This window comes from Ruegeria sp. CG1 (assembly GCF_056537265.1).
In genome coordinates, this window is record NZ_JBQFRF010000001.1 from 463,969 (window position 1) to 488,123 (window position 24,155).

24 protein-coding genes are annotated in these 24,155 nt (G+C 57.8%); 10 read left to right on the forward strand and 14 right to left on the reverse strand.

What is annotated here, in order from left to right:
• Positions 1 to 24 precede the first annotated feature (24 nt).
• Both ACR0AU_RS02330 and ACR0AU_RS02335 read right to left on the reverse strand, forming a co-directional pair.
• Positions 25 to 684 carry a DsbA family oxidoreductase gene (locus tag ACR0AU_RS02330; protein WP_480795211.1) on the reverse strand — a complete coding sequence of 220 codons (660 nt, stop codon included), beginning with the start codon at positions 682 to 684 and terminating at the stop codon, positions 25 to 27.
• Positions 681 to 2,198: a class I adenylate-forming enzyme family protein gene (locus tag ACR0AU_RS02335; protein WP_480795212.1), complete on the reverse strand. Its 1,518-nt coding sequence runs from the start codon at positions 2,196 to 2,198 to the stop codon at positions 681 to 683. The genes ACR0AU_RS02330 and ACR0AU_RS02335 overlap by 4 nt, the downstream gene beginning before the upstream one ends.
• A 65-nt stretch (positions 2,199 to 2,263) precedes the next feature.
• Between ACR0AU_RS02335 and ACR0AU_RS02340 the strand changes: the two genes are divergently transcribed.
• Positions 2,264 to 2,887, forward strand: a complete 624-nt coding sequence (locus ACR0AU_RS02340; protein WP_170396891.1) for an XRE family transcriptional regulator — start codon at positions 2,264 to 2,266, stop codon at positions 2,885 to 2,887.
• On the opposite strand, the gene ACR0AU_RS02345 is transcribed toward ACR0AU_RS02340, so the two are convergent.
• The 5 genes from ACR0AU_RS02345 to ACR0AU_RS02365 form a co-directional block, all read right to left on the reverse strand.
• Complete coding sequence (locus ACR0AU_RS02345; protein WP_170396893.1) at positions 2,876 to 3,112, reverse strand: hypothetical protein; 237 nt, start codon at positions 3,110 to 3,112, stop codon at positions 2,876 to 2,878. The two genes, ACR0AU_RS02340 and ACR0AU_RS02345, sit on opposite strands and share 12 nt — an antisense overlap.
• Positions 3,113 to 3,299: 187 nt before the next feature.
• On the reverse strand, positions 3,300 to 3,959 hold the full coding sequence (locus ACR0AU_RS02350) for an aquaporin (RefSeq protein WP_170465314.1): 660 nt from the start codon (positions 3,957 to 3,959) through the stop codon (positions 3,300 to 3,302).
• Positions 3,956 to 4,432 carry an arsenate reductase ArsC gene (locus tag ACR0AU_RS02355; RefSeq protein ID WP_170626896.1) on the reverse strand — a complete coding sequence of 159 codons (477 nt, stop codon included), beginning with the start codon at positions 4,430 to 4,432 and terminating at the stop codon, positions 3,956 to 3,958. Before ACR0AU_RS02355 ends, ACR0AU_RS02350 begins: the two co-directional genes overlap by 4 nt.
• A gap of 26 nt (positions 4,433 to 4,458) precedes the next feature.
• Entirely contained in the window at positions 4,459 to 5,283 is an 825-nt protein-coding gene (locus ACR0AU_RS02360; RefSeq protein WP_480795213.1) for an arsenate reductase/protein-tyrosine-phosphatase family protein, read from the reverse strand.
• A 32-nt stretch (positions 5,284 to 5,315) separates the two neighbouring features.
• Positions 5,316 to 7,142, reverse strand: a complete 1,827-nt coding sequence (locus tag ACR0AU_RS02365) for an extracellular solute-binding protein (RefSeq protein WP_480795214.1) — start codon at positions 7,140 to 7,142, stop codon at positions 5,316 to 5,318.
• A 293-nt stretch (positions 7,143 to 7,435) separates the two neighbouring features.
• Between ACR0AU_RS02365 and ACR0AU_RS02370 the strand changes: the two genes are divergently transcribed.
• Positions 7,436 to 8,209 (forward strand): 3-hydroxybutyrate dehydrogenase, encoded by a 774-nt coding sequence (locus ACR0AU_RS02370; RefSeq protein ID WP_170421879.1) that lies wholly within the window; start codon positions 7,436 to 7,438, stop codon positions 8,207 to 8,209.
• A 64-nt stretch (positions 8,210 to 8,273) separates the two neighbouring features.
• On the forward strand, positions 8,274 to 9,299 hold the full coding sequence (locus ACR0AU_RS02375; protein ID WP_480795215.1) for a patatin-like phospholipase family protein: 1,026 nt from the start codon (positions 8,274 to 8,276) through the stop codon (positions 9,297 to 9,299).
• Here ACR0AU_RS02375 and ACR0AU_RS02380 read toward each other — a convergent pair whose 3' ends face one another.
• The 4 genes from ACR0AU_RS02380 to ACR0AU_RS02395 form a co-directional block, all read right to left on the reverse strand.
• Positions 9,300 to 9,977, reverse strand: a complete 678-nt coding sequence (locus tag ACR0AU_RS02380; protein WP_170396909.1) for a DUF502 domain-containing protein — start codon at positions 9,975 to 9,977, stop codon at positions 9,300 to 9,302.
• A 63-nt stretch (positions 9,978 to 10,040) separates the two neighbouring features.
• The gene (locus tag ACR0AU_RS02385) at positions 10,041 to 10,955 is read right to left on the reverse strand and encodes a pseudouridine-5'-phosphate glycosidase (RefSeq protein WP_170406047.1); all 915 of its coding nucleotides are present in this window, start codon (positions 10,953 to 10,955) and stop codon (positions 10,041 to 10,043) included.
• Complete coding sequence (locus ACR0AU_RS02390) at positions 10,952 to 11,845, reverse strand: PfkB family carbohydrate kinase (protein ID WP_480795216.1); 894 nt, start codon at positions 11,843 to 11,845, stop codon at positions 10,952 to 10,954. Before ACR0AU_RS02390 ends, ACR0AU_RS02385 begins: the two co-directional genes overlap by 4 nt.
• A gap of 55 nt (positions 11,846 to 11,900) precedes the next feature.
• On the reverse strand, positions 11,901 to 12,521 hold the full coding sequence (locus ACR0AU_RS02395) for a thiamine phosphate synthase (RefSeq protein ID WP_480704952.1): 621 nt from the start codon (positions 12,519 to 12,521) through the stop codon (positions 11,901 to 11,903).
• 164 nt (positions 12,522 to 12,685) lie between these two features.
• On the opposite strand from ACR0AU_RS02395, the gene ACR0AU_RS02400 reads away from it, so the two are divergent.
• The 3 genes from ACR0AU_RS02400 to ACR0AU_RS02410 are packed head-to-tail and all read left to right on the forward strand — an operon-like array spanning position 12,686 to position 16,108.
• Positions 12,686 to 13,429, forward strand: coding sequence for an RNA methyltransferase (locus ACR0AU_RS02400; protein ID WP_480795217.1), 744 nt, complete (start codon positions 12,686 to 12,688; stop codon positions 13,427 to 13,429).
• Between the two features lie 59 nt (positions 13,430 to 13,488).
• On the forward strand, positions 13,489 to 14,634 hold the full coding sequence (gene ctaA / locus ACR0AU_RS02405; protein WP_170817822.1) for a heme A synthase: 1,146 nt from the start codon (positions 13,489 to 13,491) through the stop codon (positions 14,632 to 14,634).
• A 4-nt stretch (positions 14,635 to 14,638) separates the two neighbouring features.
• Positions 14,639 to 16,108 carry a carboxypeptidase M32 gene (locus ACR0AU_RS02410; RefSeq protein ID WP_480795218.1) on the forward strand — a complete coding sequence of 490 codons (1,470 nt, stop codon included), beginning with the start codon at positions 14,639 to 14,641 and terminating at the stop codon, positions 16,106 to 16,108.
• A gap of 23 nt (positions 16,109 to 16,131) precedes the next feature.
• Here the strand turns inward: ACR0AU_RS02410 and trhA are convergent, their stop codons facing one another.
• Positions 16,132 to 16,800, reverse strand: a complete 669-nt coding sequence (gene trhA, locus ACR0AU_RS02415; RefSeq protein ID WP_170406032.1) for a PAQR family membrane homeostasis protein TrhA — start codon at positions 16,798 to 16,800, stop codon at positions 16,132 to 16,134.
• A gap of 126 nt (positions 16,801 to 16,926) precedes the next feature.
• Positions 16,927 to 19,650: a DNA gyrase subunit A gene (gyrA, locus tag ACR0AU_RS02420; protein WP_170396932.1), complete on the reverse strand. Its 2,724-nt coding sequence runs from the start codon at positions 19,648 to 19,650 to the stop codon at positions 16,927 to 16,929.
• A 194-nt stretch (positions 19,651 to 19,844) separates the two neighbouring features.
• Between gyrA and ACR0AU_RS02425 the strand changes: the two genes are divergently transcribed.
• Together ACR0AU_RS02425 and ACR0AU_RS02430 are read left to right on the forward strand one after the other, a co-directional pair.
• On the forward strand, positions 19,845 to 20,114 hold the full coding sequence (locus tag ACR0AU_RS02425) for an usg protein (RefSeq protein WP_039535770.1): 270 nt from the start codon (positions 19,845 to 19,847) through the stop codon (positions 20,112 to 20,114).
• Positions 20,115 to 20,216: 102 nt separating this feature from the next.
• Positions 20,217 to 20,912: a lipid-binding SYLF domain-containing protein gene (locus ACR0AU_RS02430; protein ID WP_480795219.1), complete on the forward strand. Its 696-nt coding sequence runs from the start codon at positions 20,217 to 20,219 to the stop codon at positions 20,910 to 20,912.
• Here the strand turns inward: ACR0AU_RS02430 and ACR0AU_RS02435 are convergent, their stop codons facing one another.
• On the reverse strand, positions 20,913 to 21,866 hold the full coding sequence (locus ACR0AU_RS02435; protein WP_480795220.1) for a radical SAM protein: 954 nt from the start codon (positions 21,864 to 21,866) through the stop codon (positions 20,913 to 20,915).
• A 163-nt stretch (positions 21,867 to 22,029) separates the two neighbouring features.
• On the opposite strand from ACR0AU_RS02435, the gene zwf reads away from it, so the two are divergent.
• Positions 22,030 to 23,484 carry a glucose-6-phosphate dehydrogenase gene (zwf, locus tag ACR0AU_RS02440; protein WP_480795221.1) on the forward strand — a complete coding sequence of 485 codons (1,455 nt, stop codon included), beginning with the start codon at positions 22,030 to 22,032 and terminating at the stop codon, positions 23,482 to 23,484.
• Entirely contained in the window at positions 23,481 to 24,152 is a 672-nt protein-coding gene (gene pgl / locus ACR0AU_RS02445; protein ID WP_170595492.1) for a 6-phosphogluconolactonase, read from the forward strand. Before zwf ends, pgl begins: the two co-directional genes overlap by 4 nt.
• The last annotated feature ends 3 nt before the right edge of the window (positions 24,153 to 24,155 follow it).

Consider the following 24,155-nt stretch of genomic DNA (forward strand, 5'->3'; position numbering starts at 1 on the left):
ATCAGAAATGCACAGAGGTATGTGCTATTCTGCAGGGGAAGCCTCAATCTGAGACATGATCTCGGAGATCACTTTTGCCCACAATTCAGGAGGTTGCGCGCCCGGAACGGCGTGCTGGTTTGCAACGATGTATGTGGGAACCGAATTTACGCCCATTTCGCGTGAATGGCTGTCGCGGTTACGGATATCTTCGCGGTCGGCGTCTGACTGCAGCAGTTTCAGTACGACCGCTGCGTCCATGCCGACGCTGTCCGCGACATCAGCCAACACCTCATGATCACCAATATCACGCGCCTCGACGAAGTAAGCATTAAAGAGTGCATCGACCACGGCATCCTGCTTGCCCTCAATCCCCGCCCAGTGGATCAGGCGGTGGGCATCCAGCGTGTTGGGCGTGCGTTTCATGCCTTCGAAATCGATATTCAAACCTGCGTTTTCGGCATGTTCGACAACGGGAGCGTATGCGCGAATTGCTCCGTCCTTACCGCCGAACTTCCGTTCAAGGTATTCGCGCCGATCCATGCCCTCGTCGGGCATATCGGGGTTCAGCTGAAAGGGGTGCCACTCGATCATAAAGGGGTGGTCTGGCACTTCGGCGAGCGCTTTGTCCAGATGGGTCTTGCCGATATAGCACCAGGGGCAAATCGGATCGGACATGATGTCGAGCTTTACAGTGTGTGTCATTCGGACGTCGCCTTGAAATAGGCCGGCAGGGCGCGGCGCAGAAGTTTGCCGTTGCCTCCGGTGGGCAAGGCGGGCAGATGGACAAAGGCACGCGGCTGTTTGTAGCGCGCCAACTTGTCAGACACATAGGCGTGCAGGTCCGCCGCGTCCAGTTCTTCGGGGCCAGTGTAGAAGGCAACGATGATCGAACTGTCCTGTTTTACCTCAACCGTAGCCGCCCCGACCTGGGTGATCTCGGGATGGGTGGATAAGGCCGCCTCGACTTCGACCGGTGAAACGCGATATCCGCCCGCATTCATCATGTCGTCATCTCGACCCAGATAGGTGATTTGCCCATCAACGGCCATCGCGCCTTGATCACCGGTCAGGAACCAATCTCCCTGCATCCGAGCAGCGGCCTCGTCGGGGGCATTCAGATAGGTTAGCATCAGGCCCGGATCTTCGCGATGTACGGCTATTGTTCCTTCCTGACCTTGTGGCACAGGGCCATCCGGCCCAAGGATGGCAACCCGACGCCCGGGCTGCGGCTGCCCCAACGCTGTGCCGCGTGCCGGGTGGCTTGGGCTGGATGAGATGAAGGTCGAGCATTCGGACATGCCGTAAGCCTCATAAAGCTCGGTGCCGGTGGACTGGACCCATTGTTCATGCAGGTGTCGCGACAGCTTTTCCCCGGCGCAAAGGCCGTGGCGCAGATCGGGATGGCCGGGATGCGCGTCACTTTGCATCATCTTCCGAAAGACCCCCGGTGCGGCTGCAAAGATGGTGGCGCGATGTTGTTTCAACAGGGCAGGCAGATCGCGTATGTCTGTCCCGGGTTCAGGGATCAGAGCCGTTGCACCAATGGCCCAGGGGTCCATCAAGCCGGTGCCCAGCGTGTAGGTCCAATTGAATGCCCCCGCATGGCACAGCCGGTCCGAGGATTTCAGGCCATACCAGCCGTCGACCATCATCTGCCGAGCCCAGATGGCGCGGTGTGCATGCGCAACCGCACGGGGTTTGCCCGAAGTGCCCGAAGTGTAGACCACGTAGGCAAGCCGCTCGGGATCACCCATGGCAAAACTTGCAGGCGGCAATGATCGCATCCGGGCCAGTTCAGGCAGCATGATCTGATCCGGGTGCGGCGCGCAGCCGACCTGAGGATCTCGCAAAATGGCGGCTGGTTTCAGATCGTCGATGATCTTTGCGGTCTCTTGCTCGGTCAGTTGTGATGAGGTGGGCACGGGGACCAGCCCCACGGCGATTGCGCCCAGATAGGCGATCGGAAAATCGACGGTATTGCCCAATCGCATGAGAACAATGTCTTCGGCGCGAAGGCCGCTCTGCAGCAATCCTGAACCGGTGCCCATTATCGCCGAATGCAGATCGCCATAGGTCCAGTCTGTAGCACCATCCGATCTCAGCACTGAAAGCGCGGTCTTCTCAGCTGAACTTTGCGCATGGCGCAGCACATGCGCGGCAAGATTGAACGGGCACGGGCAGGGCGCGGGCGGCCCCTGATCAAAGATCGACAACATGAGAACTGGCTATCGCCGTGCGAGGCGCGTTGCAAGCAGGGCATGCTCGCCCTATAGAAAGACCCATGGCCACCAATGATCATAAATCTATCGTCAGAATTGCCCGCGACAATGGTGTCAACACCGAGTTGGAGCCGGTCGATCTGGGCGCGCGCGTGCGCGAACTGCGTAAAGCCCGCAACTGGACGCTGGAACAGGCGGCGAGTCAGGCGGGTCTGGCCCGGTCGACACTCAGCAAGATCGAAAATGGTCAGATGTCTCCGACCTATGATGCTTTGAAAAAGCTGGCGACCGGATTGGAGATTTCGGTGCCTCAGCTTTTTACGCCGCCACAACGCGATCAGGTGATCGGTCGAATGGCAGTGACCAAGATGGGCGGGGGGGCGGCCCATGCGACCACCACCTACGAACATGAGTTGCTGGCAGAAACGCTGACCAAAAAGCAGATGCTGCCCTATCGCGCCCGTGTACGTGCACGCTCGATGGAAGAATTTGACGGCTGGGTGCGTCACGATGGTGAGGAATTTCTGTATGTCCTGACCGGAGTGGTGCGGTTGTTTACCGAGTTCTATGAGCCGGTCGAAATGCGCCGCGGCGACAGCGCTTATTACGACGGCAGCATGGGGCATAACGTCATTTCGGTCAGTGATGAGGATGCGACGATCCTGTGGGTGACGTCACTTGCTTAGGGCTTGGGCCGCTTCGCGGTTCAATGCTTCGGTGAACAGGAAATCCTCAAGCTCTTCGCGCGCCTCGTTTACGGTCAGGTGGTGACGCTCGGCCAGGTAAGCTTCGAACTGTTTGCGATCTTCGCCAACGCGCGCCATATCCCTATCGCGCAGGTTCGGAAACCTACGTTTTGCACGCGCATATGACGCGTCCCAGTCTTGCGTCAGATCAGCCCAGTTTAGCATCTGCGAGCCTTCCTTAGTTGGTGTTTCAGGATTGCTCTCCCCCAAGTCAGCCTACGGAGCGCCGTGCGTTGCTGCAGACATGACAAAATGTCGCAGCCGGAGTCGGGAGATAAGATGCAAAAAACCCGCTGCGGAGATACCGCAACGGGCCCACGGACCTGCTGTAAAGTGAGTGGCGGCCGGTCCGTTATTCTGCTGGTTCGAATAACCAGTTCAGTATTTTGTGTCCGATAAATACAGCAATTAACTGCATAATTATGAACATCGGAATGTGCGCAGGGTATATCCCCGCAAAGGTATCCGTAAAGCCCCTTGCGATCGTAACGGCCGGATTAGCAAAACTTGTGGAAGACGTATACCAGTAGGCGCCGGTAATATAGAGGCCCACAAGGGCTGGTACCGTGTCCGGCTTGTGCCGAATTCCGCCGAAAATCACAAACAGCAAACCCAAAGTGGCGACAATTTCCGAAAACCACTGATGTGCCCCGGTACGATGCATCGTTTCCGAAGTTTGCAGAATCGGCAGGTCAAACATGTAATGGCTGGCCCAGACCCCCGCGATACCTCCGGCAATCTGAACAAGCATGTAAGGGGTGACCGCACGCCAGGGATGTTCACCGCGCAGCGCAAAGGCCAATGTCACTGCAGGGTTGAAGTGAGCGCCCGAGACAGGGCCGAGCGTAGTGATGATAGCGTAAAGGATGCAGCCGGTCGCAATTGCATTGGCCAGCAACGCCAGCGCGATGTTCCCGTCGGACAAGGTTTGCGCCATGATGCCTGATCCGACAACGCCGATCAGCAGGAAGGCGGTTCCGAGGAATTCGGCAAAGTATTGGCGGGCGCTCACAGCAGGGCTCCTATACGTTTGAGATGGGCCGAGAGTTCAACGCTGTCCATGGTTTCAATGGGCAGCTCCAGAAGTGCTTCGGCGCGGCGCCCAAGAATGTCATATGCGGTCCTAAAGGCGGTTTCCCAGTCTGACTGAGACGCGGCAGCTGGGTCCTCGACACCCCAATGCGCGCGTACAGGGGCGCCGGGCCAGACGGGGCATGTCTCTTCGGCGGCTGAGCCGCAAACCGTGATCACTATGTCCATTTCCGGAGCATCTTCTGCTGCAAACTCATCCCAGCTTTTAGAGCGGGAATCGCGGATGTCATGGCCTTCGGCACCAAGCAGCGTCAAGGATTGCGGATGCACCTTCCCGGTCGGGTTGGAGCCTGCTGAATAGGCGCGTACACGCCCTTCGCCGGTGTGATTGAAGAGCGACTCCAGCAGAATCGACCGAGCCGAGTTGCCGGTGCATAGAACCAGTATGTTCATGGGGGTATCCTTGGATTGATCGAGGACTATTCGGCCATTCGACCGATATCATCCACCTTGTGCTGTAGTGAGATGCGGTCGAGCGTTTCGAACGGGAGGCTTGCAAAGGCGGTGATACGGTTGCGCAGCAATCCGTAGGCCTGCTGGAATGCCAGCTGCTTTTGCGCGTCGGTTCCTTCAACTTTGACCGGATCGGGCAGACCCCAATGCGCGCTTATCGGTTGTCCTGGCCAAGCGGCGCAGGCCTCGTTCGCCGCGTGGTCGCAGACGGTAAAGACAAAATCCATCTTTGGGGCATCAGCAGCGGCAAATTCTTCCAGTGATTTTGAGCGGAGCGAGGTCGTGTCGTAGTCTTTTTGCTTCAAGAGTTCCAAAACGATTGAATTTGGTCCGTCCGATGGTGCCGTTCCTGCCGAATAAGCGCGAAACAAGCCGTTACCTTCATTGTTCAGGATGGCCTCCGCCATGATCGAACGGGCCGAGTTTCCGGTGCAGAGGAAAAGCGCATTCATTACGCGGTCAGGGGACGCCATAACGGGGTCATCCGAGGGTTGCATGCACAAATCAGGACGATTTTGACAGCAACCGCCCAGCAACTCATCAAACAGCCCGCGCACCGCTGGTAAGTTGGCGGCATATTGCAATGATGTCCCGCTGCGCGACTGCTGGATCAGCCCGGCGGATTTCAATGCATTCAGGTAGGTTGACGCAGTATTGGGTTTCAGCGCTAAAGCCTCGGCAATCTGACCCGCAGCTACGGAATCTGGATAGCGACGCATCAACAGCCGGAACAGATCCAGCCGCTTGGGATGTGCGAGTGCGTTCAGCCTGTCATGAATCTCTATTTCCATAATTCATGAAATATGGAAATAGAGAGGATTCGTCAATCCTGAAACCACCAGACCTGTGGCATATATTCTGGCCCATCGCCATAAATTGGCAGAGTGTCGGGTTGTTTCAGCTCTTTGACATGGGCGATACGGCCGACATCAAAGCTCCAGATAGGAATGACATAGCGACCCGCTGTCAGAACACGATCCAGCGCGCGCGTTGCCGCAACAAAATCCTCGTGGCTTTCCGAGGCCAGCATCGCGTCGATCAGCCCGTCCACGGCGGGCGAGGTCAGGCCCATAACATTCCGCGTCCCGGGAGCATTTGCGTTTTCGCTGCCCCAATACAGGCGTTGTTCGTTGCCTGGCGAGAGCGACAGCGCACGACGGAACGGGGTCATGTCAAAATCTTGCGCATCGATGCGTGAAGTATATTGCGCGTCATCTACTTTCTCGACTGTCAACTGGATACCCAGGCGTTCGAGGGCGCGGGCGTAGATTTCCGCGATCACGCCGACATCCTGCACCACATTCAGGCTGCCCTGGCTGATGACCAGATCAATCACAAACGGCTCACCGCTGGCGTTGCGAAGCTGGCCGTCCTGAATTGTCCATCCGGCCTCTTCCAGCAGTTTAAGCGCTTTGCGGATATTGCGACGGTTGCGTTCGGTTCCATCGCTTTGAGGCAATTCATATCCATCCAGCGTGCCCGGTGCCAACTCGGCGGTGTAAGGTTGAAGCAATTCCTCGACACGACCAGTGGCCGGTCCGGGTTGCATCCCCAATTCCGATCCCGAGAAATAGGAGGTGATCCTGGGCTGCGCGCCGCCTGTAATGGTGTCGTTGATGAACTCGAAGTTGAAGGCCAGCGTTAGTGCCTCGCGTACGCGCCAGTCATCGAATGGGGCCTTGCGCGTGTTCATGACAAAGCCGGTCATGCCTGACGGCTTTTGATGGGGAATTTCCGTCTTCACAACATCACCGCGCTGAACCGCTGGGAAGTTGTACTGCGTGTTCCATTTATCCGCGTTGAATTCACGAACGGCCGAAAGCTCGCCAGCTTTGAACGCTTCAAACGCGACTGTGCCGTCTCCGTAGAACTCAACCCGCATGTCATCCAGATTCATCGTGCCCTTGCGGAAGGGGATATCGGCACCCCAATAGTCAGGATTGCGACGCAGGTTCACATAGCGGCCAGCCTCATAGTCATCGATTACGTATGGTCCGGAACCGATGGGTATATCGTGTAGTTGAGCGTCAGCGAACGACTTTCCCTCCCACTGCGCTTTTTGCAGGATCGGGCGCATTCCGGCGATCAGGGCCAGTTCGCGATCCGGTTCGTTAAAAGTGATCCGAACGCTGCGCGGTCCAGTCTTTTCAATGCTATCAATCTTGCCCCACAGCCCGCGATATCGCAGGTGGCCTTCGGTGCCCAGTGTCTCATACGACCAGATCACGTCATCGACAGTGACCGGCGATCCATCCGAGAATTCAGCATTTTCGCGCAGCGTGAATTCGACCCAGGTTCGGTCCGAATCCGTCTCAACTGATTCGGCTAACAACCCGTAAAGAGTGAAAGGTTCGTCCCAGGAGCGGCCCATCAGGCTTTCATGAGTCCAAAATCGCAACTGCCACGGCGCGGTGCCTTTTTGCACAAACGGGTTCAGACTGTTATAGCCGCCGGTATTGCCAAATACGACCTTGCCGCCCTTGGGCGCGTCAGGATTTGCGTAGGGTAGCGACACAAAATCCGGTGGTAGGGCCGGGTCACCATACATAGCTATGCCATGGGCCGATTCTGCTGACGCCATTGAGGCGGCGAAAATACAGGTGATTCCCACAATCGCGGGACGAAGGGGGCGGAGATAATCGGGGCTCATTTTGGAAACAATCCTGCTCTGGCCTTATTTTGTTTGGGATTCACCGTAGCCATGATTTTTCTTATTATCAAACTTTTAGCTTGGACGAGGGCGTGGAATTGCTTATAAAGGTTCTACTGCTCGATAGGTTTCTTGCCTGTATGAAACCTGCCTCAATAACTTAACGCCCGCTTCGTGCGGGCGTTTTTTTTGGCAAAACTCGTGCGGGTGCGCGGATCAGATCATTCCCCGTTTTCTTTGCAGGTGCAGCATGGCACTGTGTTTGAGAAACAAAAACTCATAAGGAGAGTGCCATGAGTCTGTCGGGCAAAACAGCCGTCGTCACGGGGTCGAATTCGGGGATTGGGCTGGGCATCGCGCGTGAGCTGGCGAAGGCCGGGGCGGATGTGGTGCTGAATTCGTTCACCGACCGTGATGAAGATCATGCGCTGGCCACCGAGATTGGCAAAGAGACGGGAACCAACGCGCGCTATATCAAGGCAGATATGTCCAAGGGCGATGAATGCCGTGCACTGATCGAACAGGCAGGTGCTTGTGACATTCTGGTGAACAACGCCGGCATTCAGCATGTGGCTCCGATCGATCAGTTTCCGTCGGACAAATGGGATGCGATCATCGCGATCAACATGAATTCGGTCTTTCATACGATGGCGGCAGCGCTTCCGATGATGCGCGCGGCGGGCTGGGGGCGGATCGTGAATATTGCCTCGGCTCACGGTCTGACGGCCTCGCCCTACAAGGCGGCTTACATCGCGGCAAAGCATGGTGTCGTCGGCATGAGCAAGACCGTGGCGCTGGAGACTGCGCAGGAGCCGATTACCTGCAATGCTATTTGTCCGGGATACGTACTGACTCCATTGGTTGAGGCGCAAATTCCCAACACGATGAAAGAGTACAATATGAGCCGCGAGGATGTGGTGAAGAACATCCTGCTGGAGCGGCAGCCGTCGAAGGAGTTTGCCACGGTCGAGCAGCTGGGCGGAACTACGATCTTCTTGTGCTCGGATGCAGCGGCACAGATCACAGGAACGACGATATCCGTGGATGGGGGATGGACGGCATTGTGAGGGACCATGGGGGCTCTGCCCCCATACCCCCGAGGTATTTCTGGCCAGATGAAGAGGCGGAACCATGAAACGGATCAATCTGGCATTGCAGGGCGGTGGGGCGCATGGCGCGTTTACCTGGGGTGTACTGGATCGATTGCTGGATGAAGAGGATATCGAGGTTGCCGCGATCACTGGGACTTCGGCCGGCGCTTTGAACGGGGCAGCGTTCAAATCAGGGATGGTGCATGCAGGGCGCGAAGGGGCGCGGGCGTGTCTGGATGGGCTTTGGAAACGCATGGGTGCCGTCGGCGATATGCGAATTGCCCATTGGATGCGGGGCATTGAGCCTGCTCATGTTGCACAAGCGTTGGAGTACTCCGTTCCGTTCTCGATGGCCGAAGCATGGTCGCGGCTGGTATCGCCTTACGCCTATGGGCCGTTTTATCGCAATCCGCTCACCCCGGTTGTGGATCGGTTCAACTTTGATGAGATTTGTGCAGACGAAGGGCCCGCGCTGTTTGTCTGCGCCACCTGTGTGCGCAGCGGCAAGATTCGCGTGTTCACAGGCGAGGAGATTTCGACCGATGCGATTCTGGCCTCGGCCTGCTTGCCGAACCTGTTTCAGGCGGTTGAAATCTATGACCCGAAATCCGAGCGGACCGAAGCGTATTGGGATGGCGGCTATACCGGAAACCCGGCGCTTTATCCGTTGTTCGGTGGGGATTTGCCAGATGATGTGGTGATTGTGAACATCAACCCGCTGGAACGCGATGAGGTGCCTAAAACGCCGCAGCAGATTCAGAACCGGATCAATGAGATCAGCTTTAACTCATCGTTGTTTCGCGAGCTGCGTGCGATCAATTTCGTTCAACGGCTTCTGGCCGAAGGCAAGCTGAAGGCTGGTGAGATGAGCCGGGTGCTGGTGCATATGATCGCTGATGACGCCTTGATGAACGACCTTTCAGCGGCCACCAAGATCGTGCCAAACCCGGTTGTGCTGAACCGGCTGAAACAGTCCGGGCGCGATGCGGTGGATCAGTTTCTGAGCGTGCATAAGGACGATCTGGGTCAGCGGAGCACGGTCGATTTGCCCGCAATGTTTGGTTGATTATTCAGGCGGCTGGGTTGGGTCTTTGTCATTCGGGTAAACCAGACCCGCTGAGATCACCAGCTTGGCTGCATCCTCGATGGACATATCCAGCAGGATCACATCCTCTGCGGGGAAAAACAACAGGAACCCGGATGTGGGGTTTGGGGTTGTCGGGACAAACACGCTTAGCAACTCGCCCCCGGTTTCGGCGCGATCGCTCACTTCACCGCGCGCTGTTGTCGAGACGAAGCCGATTGCCCAGATGCCCCGGCGCGGATACTGGATCAGGCAGGCTTTTTCGAAAGACCGCTCGGTCTGGGCGAACACAGTTTCCGAGATTTGCTTGATCCCGGAATAAACCGAACGGACCACGGGCATGCGGTCGACGACACTTTCGGCGAAATGGATCAGCGAACGGCCCAGGATGCCCTTTGCGATCCAGCCGACGATAATCGTGAACAGCAGGAATATGACCACGCCAACGCCGCGCAGGTTGATGCCGACATATTCCGAGGGTTGGAACCGTTGCGGGATCAGTGGCAGGACGGCACTGTCGATCCAGCCAACCACAGACCAGATCAACCAGATGGTCAGCCACACCGGAGCAATGACGACGATACCAGTCAGAAAGGACGCGCGTAGCCGGGAGAACAGGCCGGGGCGTCGGTGGGGTTCTTCGTCAAACGGAGTGTTCATTGCGGTCCTGAGTGGTTTGCGGAATTAGGTAAGCAGTCCGGGCGCTTGGTGCAATAGCTGGGGTCAGTGGGCTGATTCCGTTAGCGCACGCGCGATGACCGCTGCCAGTCGGGCGTTGTTGCGTACCAAAGCGATGTTGGCGGTAAGCGAACGGCCTTCGGTCTGTTCATAGATACGCTGTAGCAGATAAGGTGTGACGCCTTTGCCAGTGATCCGGTGAGTTTCTGCATCGGCCTGTGCGGACGCGATGATCGGGGCCAGCTCCTCGGACGGGATCTGGTCGGCTTGCGGGATCGGGTTAGCGACCAACTGACCACCCGGCAGCCCCAACGCACGCCGTGCTGCGTGGGCTTTTGCTATGTCAGCGGCATCATCCATGCGCAGCGGGGCTGCCAAGGGTGATTTTGCGGACCAGAAGGCTGGGAACTCGTCCTGTCCGTGGGCGATGACGGGGACGCCGAGCGTTTCCAGAACTTCAAGCGTTTTGGCGAGGTCGAGGATGGCTTTGGCCCCGGCCGCGACCACAGTCACCGGGGTCTGCGCGAGCTCGTGCAGGTCAGCGGAGATGTCGAAGGAGGTTTCGGCCCCCTGATGCACCCCACCGATGCCTCCGGTGGCGAAGACCTCAATGCCTGCATAATGTGCGGCGATCATTGTTGCGGCGACGGTGGTGGCCCCGGTGCCGCCTGTAGCGAGGCAGGCGGCCATGTCAGCGCGTGACAGTTTGGCGACGCCTTGCGCCTGACCCAGTGCGCTCAGCTGGTCGGCTTCGAGGCCGACGTGCAAAACTCCGTCAATAACGGCAATCGTTGCTGGAACGGCGCCCGCATCGCGGATGTCTTGTTCAACCTGTGCCGCGACCTCGATGTTCTGGGGGTAGGGCATGCCATGGGTGATGATGGTGCTTTCCAATGCCACGATTGGTTGGCCCGCATCCTTGGCGGCGCGGACCTCTGCGGAATAGTGAATGGTGATCACAGTGGGGTTTCTCCGGAAACATAGGTTGCAGCGGCGCGCAGCGCGCGGCTGAGTGCCGCGTCGCTGTCGGCACCATTCGCCTCGGCGGCGATATGGGCGGCCATGAAAGTGTCACCCGCGCCGGTCACGCGGGTGACCAGAACGGACGGGGGTGTTTGGGTCAAGACAGCATCAGCATCCCCGACGGTGGCCGAGTTGCCGCCATCGGTCACAAGAACCCGCAACGCGCCACGGTCCAGCAGGCCTTTGGCGGCGCTCTCGGAATCGGTGAACTCGCGTTGGCAAAGCAGTCCGGCCTCTTCGAGATTCACATAGAGCGTTGCACGGGCGTGTTTGAGGAAGGGCAGCAGCCGTTCTGCCTTGCCGGGCGACGCCGGGGCGACGCGCAGGTCGGCTTTGGCGAAGGCGGGGCTTTGGGCGATCTCTTCAAGCAAGGTAAGCGTCAGGTTACCGTCCAGCGCGATGGGCCCTTCGAATGGCGTATTTTCATAGCCCAGCGGACCATGCATCAAGGGACGCAGGATTTTGGCTCCGGCAGCTTCAAGCGAATGGGCGTCGGCAATGGCGGCGATCAGCCCGTTGGCCCCTTCGACCGCCATGTAACGGTCGGTCGGCAGGTCTTGCGAGCGATAGATGTGATCGGTGACCATCCCCAAACGCGCGCAGGACCGGACCAATTCGTCGCCTTCGGGATCGCGGCCAATTGCGGTCAGTAGAGTTGGGCTCATTCCGAACCGCACCAGCGTCATGGCGATGTTCATGGCGACGCCACCCGGCAGGCGAGTAATGCGGCCGGGTACATCCGAGCCCTGTCGCATGGCGCTGGCCGAGCGTCCGATCACGTCCCAAAGGACCGAGCCGATGCACAAAATTTCGCTGTTCTTGTTCATGCCTTGTGTCATGCCGCAGCCCCGACGCGGGTGCAAGGGTTAACGCTCGCATCCCTCAGCGCATTGCGGCAATCAGAGAGTTCAGCGCCTCCAACGGGTTATCTTGCGACCAGATTTCCTCTCCGATGCCGAAGAAATCGGTGCAGGGGGTGAGGTCTCGGATCAGATCGGACGTCAGGCCGCCCTCGGCCACGACGGGAACCTCGATCATTTCGGACCACCATTGGAACAGGTCCTTTTCGGCCTGAGTACCATCGCCCAGCGTGGCTGAACCAACCGGGCCAAAGGCCACGTAATCCGCGCCACTTTCACCAGCAGTCATCCCGTCATGACTGGAAGACCCGCAAAAACTGCCGACAATCGCATCCGTGCCCAGCTCCTTGCGGGCTGCCCTGACAGACCGCGCGCCGTCATCCAGATGCACCCCGTCCAGACCCAACCGCTGCGCCAGCAATACATGGTTGGAAATCACGATGGCTACATCGCGCGCATGCGCAACTTCGCGGCAAGCATCGGCGGCGCGCGCGATGGTATCTTCGTCGCTTCCAGCCAAGGCGAGGCGGATACATGCAATTTCAGACCCGTCCAATACGTGGCCCAATTGATCAGGGAATGTACTCAGCGCGATGGTAGGAGGCGTGATCAGGTAAATCTGCGGCTGCTCGGGGGTGTCCATGGCGCGTCCTTCGGGTTTGTCATCTTTCGCGCGGTTTAGCGGATTGCGCGGGGGAAGCAAACTTTTATGCCGGCTACGTACCCTTTTGCGAACAGAAGACGCCGGGCCGACTTGCCCTCGACCCATGCGGCCATTAGAGCAAGCGGAGTTTTTCGGAGTTAGCCATGCCCAGCGATACATCACAGCCGTCTTTTGTTCTGGTGCGCCCTCAGATGGGTGAGAACATCGGTGCTGCCGCGCGGGCGATGTGGAACTTTGGGCTGGATCGGATGCGGATCGTGGCACCGCGCGACGGCTGGCCCAACCCCAAGGCGGTGGCGATGTCCAGCGGGGCCGGGCGGCTTTTGGATGAGGCGCAGTTATTTGACGATCTGGCGGGCGCGCTGGAGGACACCACCTTTGTCTTCGCCACCACAGCGCGGCAACGTGGGTTGACCAAGCCTGTCTATAGCCCGGAGCGCGCAATGCAGCTTGCATCGCAGAAAGTGGCGGCGGGCGAAAAGGTCGCTGTTCTGTTTGGCCCGGAACGGGCAGGGCTTGAGAATGAGGATATCGCCAAGGCCAATGCGATTATCTCGGTGCCAGTGAATCCGGAATATGGGTCGTTGAACCTCGGGCAGTGCGTTCTGCTGACCGCCTACGAATGGATGCGCCAGACCGGGGATGTCGTGCATGAGGCAACTGATCTGGGCAAGGGCGATTGGGCGACCGGGATCGAGGTTGAAAAGTTGGTCGAGCATTATGAGGACCGTCTGGAACAGGCCGGGTTCTTCTATCCGCCGGAAAAAGCTGAAGGAATGAAGGTGAACCTGCGCAATCTGTGGTCGCGGATGCGGATGACACGGGCCGATGTACAGATGCTTCACGGGATCATGCGGCAGATGGTCCGCTGGAAAGACAAAAGCTGAGGCTGGACCTATCTTCCGCCAAACCATAGCTTGCGACGAAAACAGGACATGAGGACAGCATGAGCGGTAAGCGCAGCATCTTCGAAGAGGTCTCGGACAGCGAAAAACAACAGGCCGTCCAACCCGGTATGATCGACCGGGGGCGTGGCGGTGCGCGGGCCGCGATCCGGGTTTGGCTGATGATCCTGTTCGCGCTGGTCGTGATCATGATTGCCGTGGGCGGGCTCACGCGGCTGACCGACAGTGGTCTATCGATCACCGAATGGCGACCTATTACGGGTGCGATCCCGCCGATGAACGCTGCCGACTGGCAAGCCGAATTCGATAAATACAAGCAGATTGACCAGTGGCGCATTCAGAACCAATGGATGGAGCTGGATGATTTCAAAACCATCTATTGGTGGGAATGGGGCCATCGCCAGTTGGGCCGCGTGATAGGATTGGTTTGGGCCGTTGGATTTATCGGTTTCCTTGTGACCCGCAAGATTCCTACAGGATGGGCTGGTAAGCTGCTGATCCCCGGCTTGCTTGGCGGTGTTCAGGGTGCTGTAGGCTGGTGGATGGTCGCCTCGGGCGTCACACAGGGTGAAGGCATGACCGCCGTTGCCAGCTATCGTCTGGCAACGCATCTTGGCTTGGCCTTCGTGATCCTCGGCTTTCTTGCCTGGTACATCTTTGAACTTGGCCGTGACGAACGTGACCTGATGCAGGCCCGCCGCGCGAAAGAGGCTAAGCTTTTCTCGATATCGACCGGACTGCTGCACTTCACCTTCCTGCAAATCCTCATCGGTGCGCTGGTGGCCGGGATCGACGCGGGGAGGTCCTACACTGACTGGCCTCTGATTGGCGGTCAGTTGCTGCCGCCCGATGCGGCCATGCTGGAACCGATGTGGCGTAACTTCTTTGAAAGTCCCGGTCTGGTGCAGTTTATCCACCGTTGCGTCGGCTATCTGCTCTTTATTTTCGCCATCATAGTCTGGCGGCGCGGTGGCAGCAGCGCGCACCCACAGACCCGCTTTGCCTTCAACGCCATGTTCGCGGCTTTGTCACTGCAAGTGGTCGTGGGCATCATCACAGTCGTCTATGCGGCACCTTGGCAGATCGCCATTTTCCACCAGTTCATGGCCGTGGTCGTCTGGACACTGATCCTGCGCGCCCGCTTCCTGACAGCTTACCCTATCGCAACATCTGTGCGCGGAGCATGATCCCATGACAGCATACAATGACCTGATGGCCTTTCAGCGCGAAACCTCGGCCCTGGGCCAGATTGCCGGTAGGCTCGGCTGGGACCAGGAAACGGTGATGCCGCGCGGTGCCGCGCCGCAACGGGCCGAGGAAATGGCAGCGATCGAGGCTGTATTGCATGCTCGCCGCTCTGACCCTCGCGTTGCCGAATGGTTGGAGCAGGCCGCACCGCAAGATGAGGTCGGCAAGGCACAACTGCGTGAGATACGCCGCGCCTATGACCGCGCGGTGAAGGTGCCCGCCGATCTGGCGACGGCGATTGCACGCGTGACATCCGCCGCGCAGGGCACATGGGCCCAGGCGCGAGCGGACGAAGATGTCTCAGCCTTCCTGCCGGTGCTGGAAGAAGTTGTCTCGCTGAAACGGCAAGAAGGTGAAGCGCTGGCACAGGGTGGCGACGTTTATGATGCGATGGTTGAGGATTACGAGCCCTACACAACCGGCGCTCAGATCGCTGCGATCTTTGACGAAATGCGCCCACGTCTGGTGGCTCTTCGCGCCGCCGTTCTGGATCGCCCGGAACCTGTCGCACTGACCGGCAGCTTTGACGAACTGACCCAGATGCGCCTGACGCAGAAACTGGCCACGACATTCGGCTATGACCTCAACAATGGCCGCGTCGACAAAGCGGTGCATCCGTTCAGCTCGGGCAGTGGGCTGGACGTTCGGATCACCACCCGCACCAGCGAGACCGATCCGTTCAACTGCTTTTACTCGACCATTCACGAGGTTGGACACGCCGCCTATGAGCAGGGCATCGACCGCGATTACCTGCTGACCCCGCTGGGACGTGGTGTGTCGATGGGTGTGCATGAAAGCCAAAGCCGGATTTACGAAAACCAGCTGGGCCGCTCGCGCGCCTTTACCGGATGGCTGTTTGACCAGATGAAAGAGGCGTTCGGTGATTTTGGCATCGCCGATGCAGATGCGTTCTATGCCACCGTCAACCGCGTCCACAACGGCTATATCCGGACCGAGGCGGATGAGGTGCAGTACAATCTGCACATCATGCTGCGGTTTGATTTGGAACGCGCACTGATGGCCGGTGACTTGCAGGTCGGCGACCTTGAAGCCGCCTGGAACAACCGCTTCAAAGCAGATTTTGGTTATGCGGTCGACAAGCCCTCGAATGGATGCTTGCAGGACGTACACTGGTCGGTTGGCCTGTTTGGCTATTTCCCGACCTATTCGCTGGGTAATGTCTATGCGGGATGCCTGTATCAAACACTGCGCGCGGCAATTCCCGGACTTGAGGGGCAGTTGGCAGCTGGCGATACTTCCGGGGCGACCGGTTGGCTTCGAGAGCATGTGCAGCAGCATGGAGGACTGTACGCGCCCCGCGAAATCATTCAGCGCGCCAGTGGGGTGGAACCAGGGCCGGAGCCGCTGTTGGCTTATCTGGAGCAGAAGTTCGGGGCGTTGTACGGGCTTTGAGGCGTGTTCGTGGCGCTCCGGCGTTACACTGGTCCTGACGGTACCATTTCGATACGCAAGGCAACAGCGGCGAAGAAAAGGCCGCTTCCTGCCAATACAAATACGTGCCAGATGGTGTTGTGGTAGGGCAGCCAGTCCAGAAGGTAGAATACCACGCCTGCGGTATAGATGAGGCCTCCGGCGATCATCAAAGTAAGGGTAAGGGGTGAAAGTTCGGCCAACATGGATTGTCCGGCCCAAACCGCGGCCCATCCCATCAGAAGATACAGCGCCAGCCCGAACCAGCGGAAGCGGTTCGGGTCGATCATCTTCAGAACAGAGCCCAGCGTCGCAGAAGACCACAGCCCCAGCAAAAGCCCCGGAGGTTGCGAAGCCGAGAGCAGCAGGAACGGCGTATAAGTTCCTGCGATCTTCACGTAGATACCCGAGTGATCAAGGCGGCGCAGAAACTCTGCCCATTCATCATGCTCGATCATGTTGTAGAGCGCCGAGAACGTCAGCATCAAAACCAGAGTTATTCCATAGATCGAGGCGCCCAAAACCGCCGCCGGGTCTGACCGATAGAAGACTGTCATGATGATTAGCATAGGCGCTGCGATCACCGCCGAAGAAACACCCAGCACATGAACAACACCGTCACTTATTCGTTCAGCACGGCTGTAGGCAGGTCGGATATGGGCGAATGACCACATATCGAAATGCTAGGCGCGCCGGGTCTGCTGGGGCAAGCCCAGCCCCGTGCCGTTGGCAGGAACGTGACCCTGAGTAACAAAAACGCCCGCAATACGGGCGTTTTGTTACACTTCTGTAGTGCTTTGTTATTCCTCGGCTTCTTCGTCACCCTGGTCGGCGATCCAAGCCACACTAACGACTTCTTCGCCTTTGCCGGTGTTGAATACCCGCACACCACCCGCGCTGCGGGAGCGGAACGAGATTCCCTCGACCGGCACCCGGATCGATTGGCCTTTCGAGGTAGCCAGCATGATCTGATCGTCGATTTCTACGGGGAAGGAGGCAACCAGCTCGCCACCGCGCATGGCTTTGTCCATCGCCGCCACACCCATGCCACCGCGACCGCGGACAGGGTAGTCGTGACTGGAGCTCAGCTTGCCCGCGCCGCCCGACGTGATGGTCAAGATCAGGTTCTCGGCTGCCGACATCTCGGCATAGCGTTCCTGCGTGATACTGCCAGGCGCGGCTTCGTCCTCGTCCGTTTCGCCGTCATCCGCAATGCCCGCGACTGCGCGGCGCATCTTGAGGTAGGCGGCGCGCTCGTCCGGGTCGGCCTCGAAATGGCGAATTACGGACATCGAGACGACACGGTCGCCATTGCTCAGCCTGATGCCGCGCACACCGGTAGATTCGCGTGAGTTGAAGACACGTACATCAGTGGTCCGGAAGCGGATCGCACGGCCCGAATTGGTGACCAGCATCACGTCTTCATCTTCTGAACAGATGCGAGCGTTTACCAGTTCCACATCCTCGGGCAGTTTCATCGCGATCTTGCCATTGCGGCGGACGTTCGTGAAATCTGACAGACGATTGCGGCGGACGTCACCTGCACTGGTGGCGAAGACGATTTGCAGGTTCTCCCACTCTTCATCCGGCACATCCACGGGCATGATCGCCGCGATCGAGACACCGGTCGGGATCGGAAGAATGTTGACGATCGCCTTACCCTTACCGGTCCGGCTGGATTGCGGCAGACGCCAGGTCTTGAGCTTGTAGACCATGCCTTCGGTGGTGAAGAACAGCAGTTGCGTATGCGTGTTCGCCACGAAGAGATTGGTGACAACATCCTCTTCCTTGGTCTGCATACCCGACAGGCCTTTGCCGCCACGCTTTTGAGCCCGGAAATCGGCCAGAGGGGTGCGTTTGATGTAGCCGCCTGAGGTGACAGTCACGACCATATCTTCGCGTTCGATCAGGTCTTCGTCTTCCATATCACCGGACCAGTCAACGATCTCGGTGCGGCGGTCGACGGCGAACTGCTCGCGCACGCTGCGTAGCTCATCGGCGATGATGCCCATGATGCGCTCACGCGAAGACAGAATATCCAAGTATTCCTTGATCTTGTCGGCCAGTTCTTCCAGTTCGTCCGTGACTTCCTTTACACCCAGTTGGGTCAGACGCTGCAGCCGCAGTTCGAGAATGGCGCGGGCCTGTACCTCGGTCAGGTTATAGGTGCCGTCGTCATTCATCTTGGACAGCGGATCGTCGATCAGGCGTAGATAGCCTTCGATCTCGGATGCAGGCCAGCGGCGGGTCATCAGTTTCTCGCGCGCTTCAGCAGCGTCTGCCGACGAGCGGATCGTGGCAACTACTTCGTCAACATTCGAAACGGCCACGGCCAGACCACACAGGATGTGACTGCGCTCACGCGCCTTACGCAAGTCATAGGCTGTGCGGCGGGCAACAACATCTTCGCGGAAGTCGATGAACGAGGTCAGGAAGCGGCGCAGGGTCAGCTGTTCAGGCCGACCACCGTTCAACGCCAGCATGTTGCAACCAAATGAGGTCTGCATCGGCGAGAAGCGGTAGAGCTGGTTCAGCACCACTTCGGGCGTTGCATCGCGTTTCAGTTCGACCACGACACGCACACCATTGCGGTCGGATTCGTCCTGTACGTGGCTGACGCCTTCGATGCGTTTTTCGCGCACGGCTTCGGCGATCTTTTCGATCATCGAGGCTTTGTTCACCTGATAGGGGATCTCGTCGACAACGATGGCATACCGATCCTTGCGCAGCTCTTCTACGCGGGTCTTGGCGCGGATGATAACGCTGCCACGGCCTTCAAGGTAGGCTTTGCGCGCACCTGAGCGGCCCAGCATCACACCGCCAGTCGGGAAGTCGGGGCCGGGCACATACTCGATCAGTTGTTCTGATGTCAGATCCGGGTCGTCGATCAGCGCCAGCGTGGCATCGACCACTTCGCCTAAGTTATGCGGTGGGATGTTGGTTGCCATACCCACGGCGATACCACCGGCACCATTGACCAGCATGTTCGGGAAACGGGCGGGTAGGACGGTCGGCTCTTTGTCTTTGCCGTCATAGTTGTCCTGAAAATCGACAGTCTCTTTTTCGATATCGGCCAGCAGGGACGCGGCGGGTTTGTCCATCCGTACTTCGGTGTAACGCATCGCCGCCGGGTTATCGCCGTCCATTGAGCCAAAGTTGCCCTGACCATCAAGCAGCGGCAGCGACATCGAGAAATCCTGCGCCATCCGCACCAGCGCGTCATAGATCGCACTATCACCATGCGGGTGATACTTACCCATCACGTCGCCAACCGGACGGGCCGACTTACGATAGGACTTGTCATGAGTGTTCCCGGTCTCATGCATCGCGTAGAGAATACGCCGATGCACCGGTTTCAGCCCATCGCGCAGATCGGGGATCGCACGGCTGACAATGACCGACATCGCATAGTCCAGATAGGACGTGCGCATTTCGGATTCGATGGATACCGTCGGGCCGTCATAAACGGGGCGCTCGGGCGGGGTTTCGTCCATGTTTTCAGGGATTTCTGGCGTATCGCTCACGTAGGCTGCCCGTGTCTTGTTCTTGATCTATATCTTGTGGATACACTTTATCAGACCCGGCATATAAGGTGCAAGCAAGCAACCGTTCCCCGGCCAAATTAGGTCGGTAACACCTGAGTAACATATTGTTATCTAAGTATTAGGACAGTTCCGTGTTACTCTGACTAGACCTTGTAACAAATTTGGAGGTCTGCATGGCGCAAAGTGAAACTGAACTCATGCTTAAGGGGTACGGGCTGACCACGGCGGAATTTTTCTACCACATGCCCGACTATATTCACGTACTGAACACGTTTATTTGGCAGGATTACGACCTTGCTCCGGACCATCCGAAGCTGTTCGAATTCGTAGAATTCTGGCAGAAAGAGATCGAAGGTCCGCTGCACTCGGTCAGGTTCACGCACCGTAAAATGATCGCGCCTGGGGAATGGCGCAACATGGTGGGTGAGTTTCGGGTGAACTGAAACAAGGTTCAATTTATCCACAGCACTTCAAGGCTTGCTTCCAAATGAGGTGAAATGGGCTAAGGTCATGGCCGATCTGACGGTTTAATTCGGATGCATGCGATGCCCAGAATTCTGCTCCTTACCGCTGCGCTTTGTCTAAGTGGCCCTGTTTTCGCCGAAGGGCTGTTAGGAAAGATCAAGAAAGGTGCGGAAAACACAGCAACTGCGATCGGCCAAGGGGCTGAGGCCGTGGGAACGAAGATTGAAAAGGGTGCAGCTGCCGTTGACGAAACCATTGATTCGACAGCGGATTTGCTGAAGAACGAAACCACGCCGGAAGAGACTCGCGCTAAGCTGGACGCAATGGCTGGCGAAATTCTTGATCAGTTATTTGCCGAAGATCCACAGGCGCAGGCGCTTTATGAGTTTAGTGCGGGATATGCGGTGTTCGACTCGCGAAAAGTAACTGTGTTCCCAGTTTCAGCTGGGTATGGGCGCGGTGTGGCGGTTTCAAAGGACACCGGACAACACACATACATGAATATGGGGACCGGGGGCGTCGGCGCCGCCATTGGTATCGGCGGATTTGAAACCAAGTTCGTGATCATGTTCGAAACACCCGCCGATTTGGACAAGTTTATCAACGAAGGTTACGACGCGACCGCAGAAACGGACGCGATGTATGGTGAAGAGCGATCTGGCGATACGCTTCACTTCACCGATGGCCGGTCATTCTTTGTGTTGGGCAAGAAAGGTTGGCGTGTCTCAGCAGGTGCGTCCGGAACCAAATTCTGGAAATCACTGGAGCTGAACTGACTAACCGGAACAACTCGCCCCACCGAGCACACAGAATTTGGCGCAATGTGGATGGTTCAGATGCACGTCGGCCTCGGCTTCGGCGAGCGTTTCGCCGAGTTCAAATTCCGGCGAATAGGGCAGTAGGGTGCAGGCCAACACAGCTGGCCGTTTTGCCCCTTTGCGTTTGACCACCATACGTGAGCTGGCGCACATAACTGCATCGGGGGACTTATTCAGAATACCCCAGCATGCGGTTGTAATCTCTGGAACTTCTACGGTGTCGTCCATCTCGGGGAACAGCACGGTCTGCGCTGGATTATGCGCATCAATGTCAAAGCCGTGCTTGGCAAAGAATGCTGCATACCCCGCGCGGCTTTCAGCGTCGCTATCCCCCCAGACTGAGCGCCCGGCAATTGCCATCCTAAAGCCGTTATCCCGCAACCACTCCATCCCCGTCAGAGTTTTGGCAAAACTGCCTTTGCCGCGTTCTTCGTCATGCAGATCGTGGCGGTAGTGGTCGACGGAGACACGCAGCGTCAGTTTTTCTGCGTAGTCGCGCTGTAATTCCAGCAAACCCTCGCGCATTTTGCGGCGCATCATCGGCCGCATTGCATTGGTCAGGATCAAAACTTCGTACCCGCGCTCTAGCGCGACGCGCGTCATCTCGATCATCTCGGGGTTCATGAAGGGCTCGCCACCTGTAAAGCCTATCTCGCGGATCGGCCATTGGCGCTGTTCGATCTGATCCAGATAGTCGCGGACTTCGTCGGCGGTGATGTAAACCAGAGCATCGTTGGTTGGGCTGCTGGCGATATAGCAGTTTACGCACTCGATGTTGCACAGCGTTCCGGTGTTGAACCAAAGGGTTTCGGGATGAGTCAGCGCGACGGACGCGCGCGTTTGCCCGTCTGCTGTCACTAAACTGTTCTGAAACTTCCCGATATTCGCAGCCTGTAGGGCGTTGTCTTTCATTCCGGCATCCGGTTCTGTGCTTGTGCCAAACCGATTTAACCGTTTGCGCCGGTTTAGTTAAGAGTATCTACCCCTCGCTGACAGAGTTTTGATGTGGGAAGAAAGTTGCTGATTGGTTGCGCTAACATTGGACATGCCCCAAGCGGCAAGGTAAGGAAAAGCCATGGTTTCTCGTGTCATACCTGTTGACCCATTTGATCTGGTCATATTCGGCGGAACCGGCGATCTGGCACAGCGCAAGATCGTTCCGGCCCTGTTTCGGCGTTACTGCGCCGGGCAGTGGCCCGAGGCCACCCGGATCATCGGCGCAGCGCGGGGCGCTCTGACCGTTGATGGCTTTCGCGAGATGGTGGCCGAATCGTTGCGCCAGCACGCACCGAAACGGGCAAAAGATCAGGAGGCTGTGAACGGTTTTCTGCAGCGCGTGGAGTATGTTCCGCTTGACGCATTGTCCGAAGATGGTTGGGCCCAGTTGGCTGAAATGCTGAATGCGGATCGTATCAGGGCCTTCTATTTCTCGGTAGGCCCCCGTTTGTTTGGCCCGCTGGCCGAACAGATCAGGGCGCACAATCTGGCCACCCCGCAAACCCGTATCGTCGTCGAAAAGCCTTTTGGGCACGATCTGGAAAGTGCTCGCGCGTTGAATGCGACACTGGCGGCGCATTTTGACGAAGGGCAAATCTATCGGATCGATCATTATCTGGGTAAGGAAACCGTTCAGAATCTTATGGCCGTTCGGTTCGGCAACATGCTGTTCGAACCGCTTTGGAACAGCCAGTATGTCGATCACATTCAGATCACTGTGGCCGAGACCGTCGGCATTGACGGTCGTGAAGAGTATTACGAGCGCGCTGGCGCCATGCGCGACATGATGCAGAACCATCTGATGCAGCTTTTGTGTCTGATCGCGATGGAACCACCCGCAAAATTTGATCCGGACGCGGTGCGCGATGAGAAACTCAAGGTCATACGCGCGTTGGATTCGGTTGAGCCGCACCATATCGTACGAGGTCAGTTTGCAGGCGGTGCCGATGGCCGGGGGTATCGTGAAGTTGTCGGCAATCAAAGGTCGACGACGGAAAGCTACATCGCATTGCGCGCGCATATCAGCAATTGGCGTTGGGCGGGCACACCGTTCTATCTGCGCACGGGCAAAGAGCTGGTGGCGCGGTCCTCGGTCATCAATGTGATGTTCAAGGATGCTCCGCATTCGATTTTTGGCGAAGAGGCCGGGCGTCATGCGAATGCCCTGTCGATCCGGTTGCAGCCCAATGAAGGCATCACTTTGAAAGTGACAATCAAAGAGCCGGGGCAGGGAGGCATGCGTCTGGTTGACGTTCCGCTGGACATGAGCTTTGCCGAAGCGCTTGGGCCTGAAAACCAGGATCCACCCGACGCTTATGAGCGGCTGGTGATGGATGTCATTCGCGGCAACCAAACCCTGTTCATGCGCGGCGATGAGGTAGAAGCCGCATGGGCCTGGACCGATCCGATTATCGCGGGCTGGGAGGCGCGCGGTGATGTTCCCAAACCCTATGAAAACGGCAGCACCGGCCCGGGCGACGCTGAGTTGCTGATGAAACGAGACCACCGCCGCTGGCAAGGAATAAATCCATGAATATCAAAGAATATGCCGATCGCGACATGCTGGCGATTGATGTCGCGAATGCATTGGCCGGAGACCTTGAGGCCGCATTGCTACATCATGATACTGTCTCGTTGGCCGTTCCGGGCGGAACCACACCGGGGCCGATCTTTGATGGATTGTGCGCTGCGGATCTGGAATGGGATCGTGTGCACATACTGCCGACCGATGAAAGATGCGTGCCGGGTGATCACGAGCGTTCGAACGAGAGGTTGATCCGGGAACGGTTGCTGACCAGTCGCGCATCCATTGCACAATACATGCCGCTCTATGTTGCGGAACATGAGCCTGAGGCGGTTTTGCCCGAGATCGAAAGCCTGATTAACCCGCATCTGCCGCTATCGGTTCTGGTGCTGGGTATGGGTGAGGACATGCATACCGCCTCGCTCTTTCCGGGGATGCAGGGCTTGTCTGCTGCTCTGAACAACAACGCCCCGACACTGGCGGTAGCGCGGACCGATGTGCAGCCCGAAGCGCGTATCACGCTGACGGGTCAGGTTCTGGACGGCGCTCTGTCCAAGCATCTCGTCATATTCGGAGAAACTAAACGGAATGCCCTGGATCGTGCCATGTCACTGCCACCCGAGGAAGCTCCGATCGCGGCCGTGCTCAGCGGCATGACCGTACATTGGGCGGAGTAATCA

Bases quoted from the DNA above. Each gene is read 5' to 3' on its own strand.
- ACR0AU_RS02435 (WP_480795220.1), bottom strand. From the start codon at position 21,866: ATGAAAGACAACGCCCTACAGGCTGCGAATATCGGGAAGTTTCAGAAC.
- ACR0AU_RS02370 (WP_170421879.1), top strand. From the start codon at position 7,436: ATGAGTCTGTCGGGCAAAACAGCCGTCGTCACGGGGTCGAATTCGGGG.
- ACR0AU_RS02410 (WP_480795218.1), top strand. From the start codon at position 14,639: ATGACAGCATACAATGACCTGATGGCCTTTCAGCGCGAAACCTCGGCC.
- ACR0AU_RS02380 (WP_170396909.1), bottom strand. From the start codon at position 9,977: ATGAACACTCCGTTTGACGAAGAACCCCACCGACGCCCCGGCCTGTTC.
- ACR0AU_RS02390 (WP_480795216.1), bottom strand. From the start codon at position 11,845: ATGAACAAGAACAGCGAAATTTTGTGCATCGGCTCGGTCCTTTGGGAC.
- ACR0AU_RS02400 (WP_480795217.1), top strand. From the start codon at position 12,686: ATGCCCAGCGATACATCACAGCCGTCTTTTGTTCTGGTGCGCCCTCAG.
- ACR0AU_RS02345 (WP_170396893.1), bottom strand. From the start codon at position 3,112: ATGCTAAACTGGGCTGATCTGACGCAAGACTGGGACGCGTCATATGCG.
- ctaA (WP_170817822.1), top strand. From the start codon at position 13,489: ATGAGCGGTAAGCGCAGCATCTTCGAAGAGGTCTCGGACAGCGAAAAA.
- pgl (WP_170595492.1), top strand. From the start codon at position 23,481: ATGAATATCAAAGAATATGCCGATCGCGACATGCTGGCGATTGATGTC.
- ACR0AU_RS02395 (WP_480704952.1), bottom strand. From the start codon at position 12,521: ATGGACACCCCCGAGCAGCCGCAGATTTACCTGATCACGCCTCCTACC.
- trhA (WP_170406032.1), bottom strand. From the start codon at position 16,800: ATGTGGTCATTCGCCCATATCCGACCTGCCTACAGCCGTGCTGAACGA.
- ACR0AU_RS02330 (WP_480795211.1), bottom strand. From the start codon at position 684: ATGACACACACTGTAAAGCTCGACATCATGTCCGATCCGATTTGCCCC.
- ACR0AU_RS02365 (WP_480795214.1), bottom strand. From the start codon at position 7,142: ATGAGCCCCGATTATCTCCGCCCCCTTCGTCCCGCGATTGTGGGAATC.
- ACR0AU_RS02340 (WP_170396891.1), top strand. From the start codon at position 2,264: ATGGCCACCAATGATCATAAATCTATCGTCAGAATTGCCCGCGACAAT.
- zwf (WP_480795221.1), top strand. From the start codon at position 22,030: ATGGTTTCTCGTGTCATACCTGTTGACCCATTTGATCTGGTCATATTC.
- ACR0AU_RS02430 (WP_480795219.1), top strand. From the start codon at position 20,217: ATGCCCAGAATTCTGCTCCTTACCGCTGCGCTTTGTCTAAGTGGCCCT.
- ACR0AU_RS02375 (WP_480795215.1), top strand. From the start codon at position 8,274: ATGAAACGGATCAATCTGGCATTGCAGGGCGGTGGGGCGCATGGCGCG.
- ACR0AU_RS02360 (WP_480795213.1), bottom strand. From the start codon at position 5,283: ATGGAAATAGAGATTCATGACAGGCTGAACGCACTCGCACATCCCAAG.
- ACR0AU_RS02335 (WP_480795212.1), bottom strand. From the start codon at position 2,198: ATGTTGTCGATCTTTGATCAGGGGCCGCCCGCGCCCTGCCCGTGCCCG.
- ACR0AU_RS02425 (WP_039535770.1), top strand. From the start codon at position 19,845: ATGGCGCAAAGTGAAACTGAACTCATGCTTAAGGGGTACGGGCTGACC.
- ACR0AU_RS02355 (WP_170626896.1), bottom strand. From the start codon at position 4,432: ATGAACATACTGGTTCTATGCACCGGCAACTCGGCTCGGTCGATTCTG.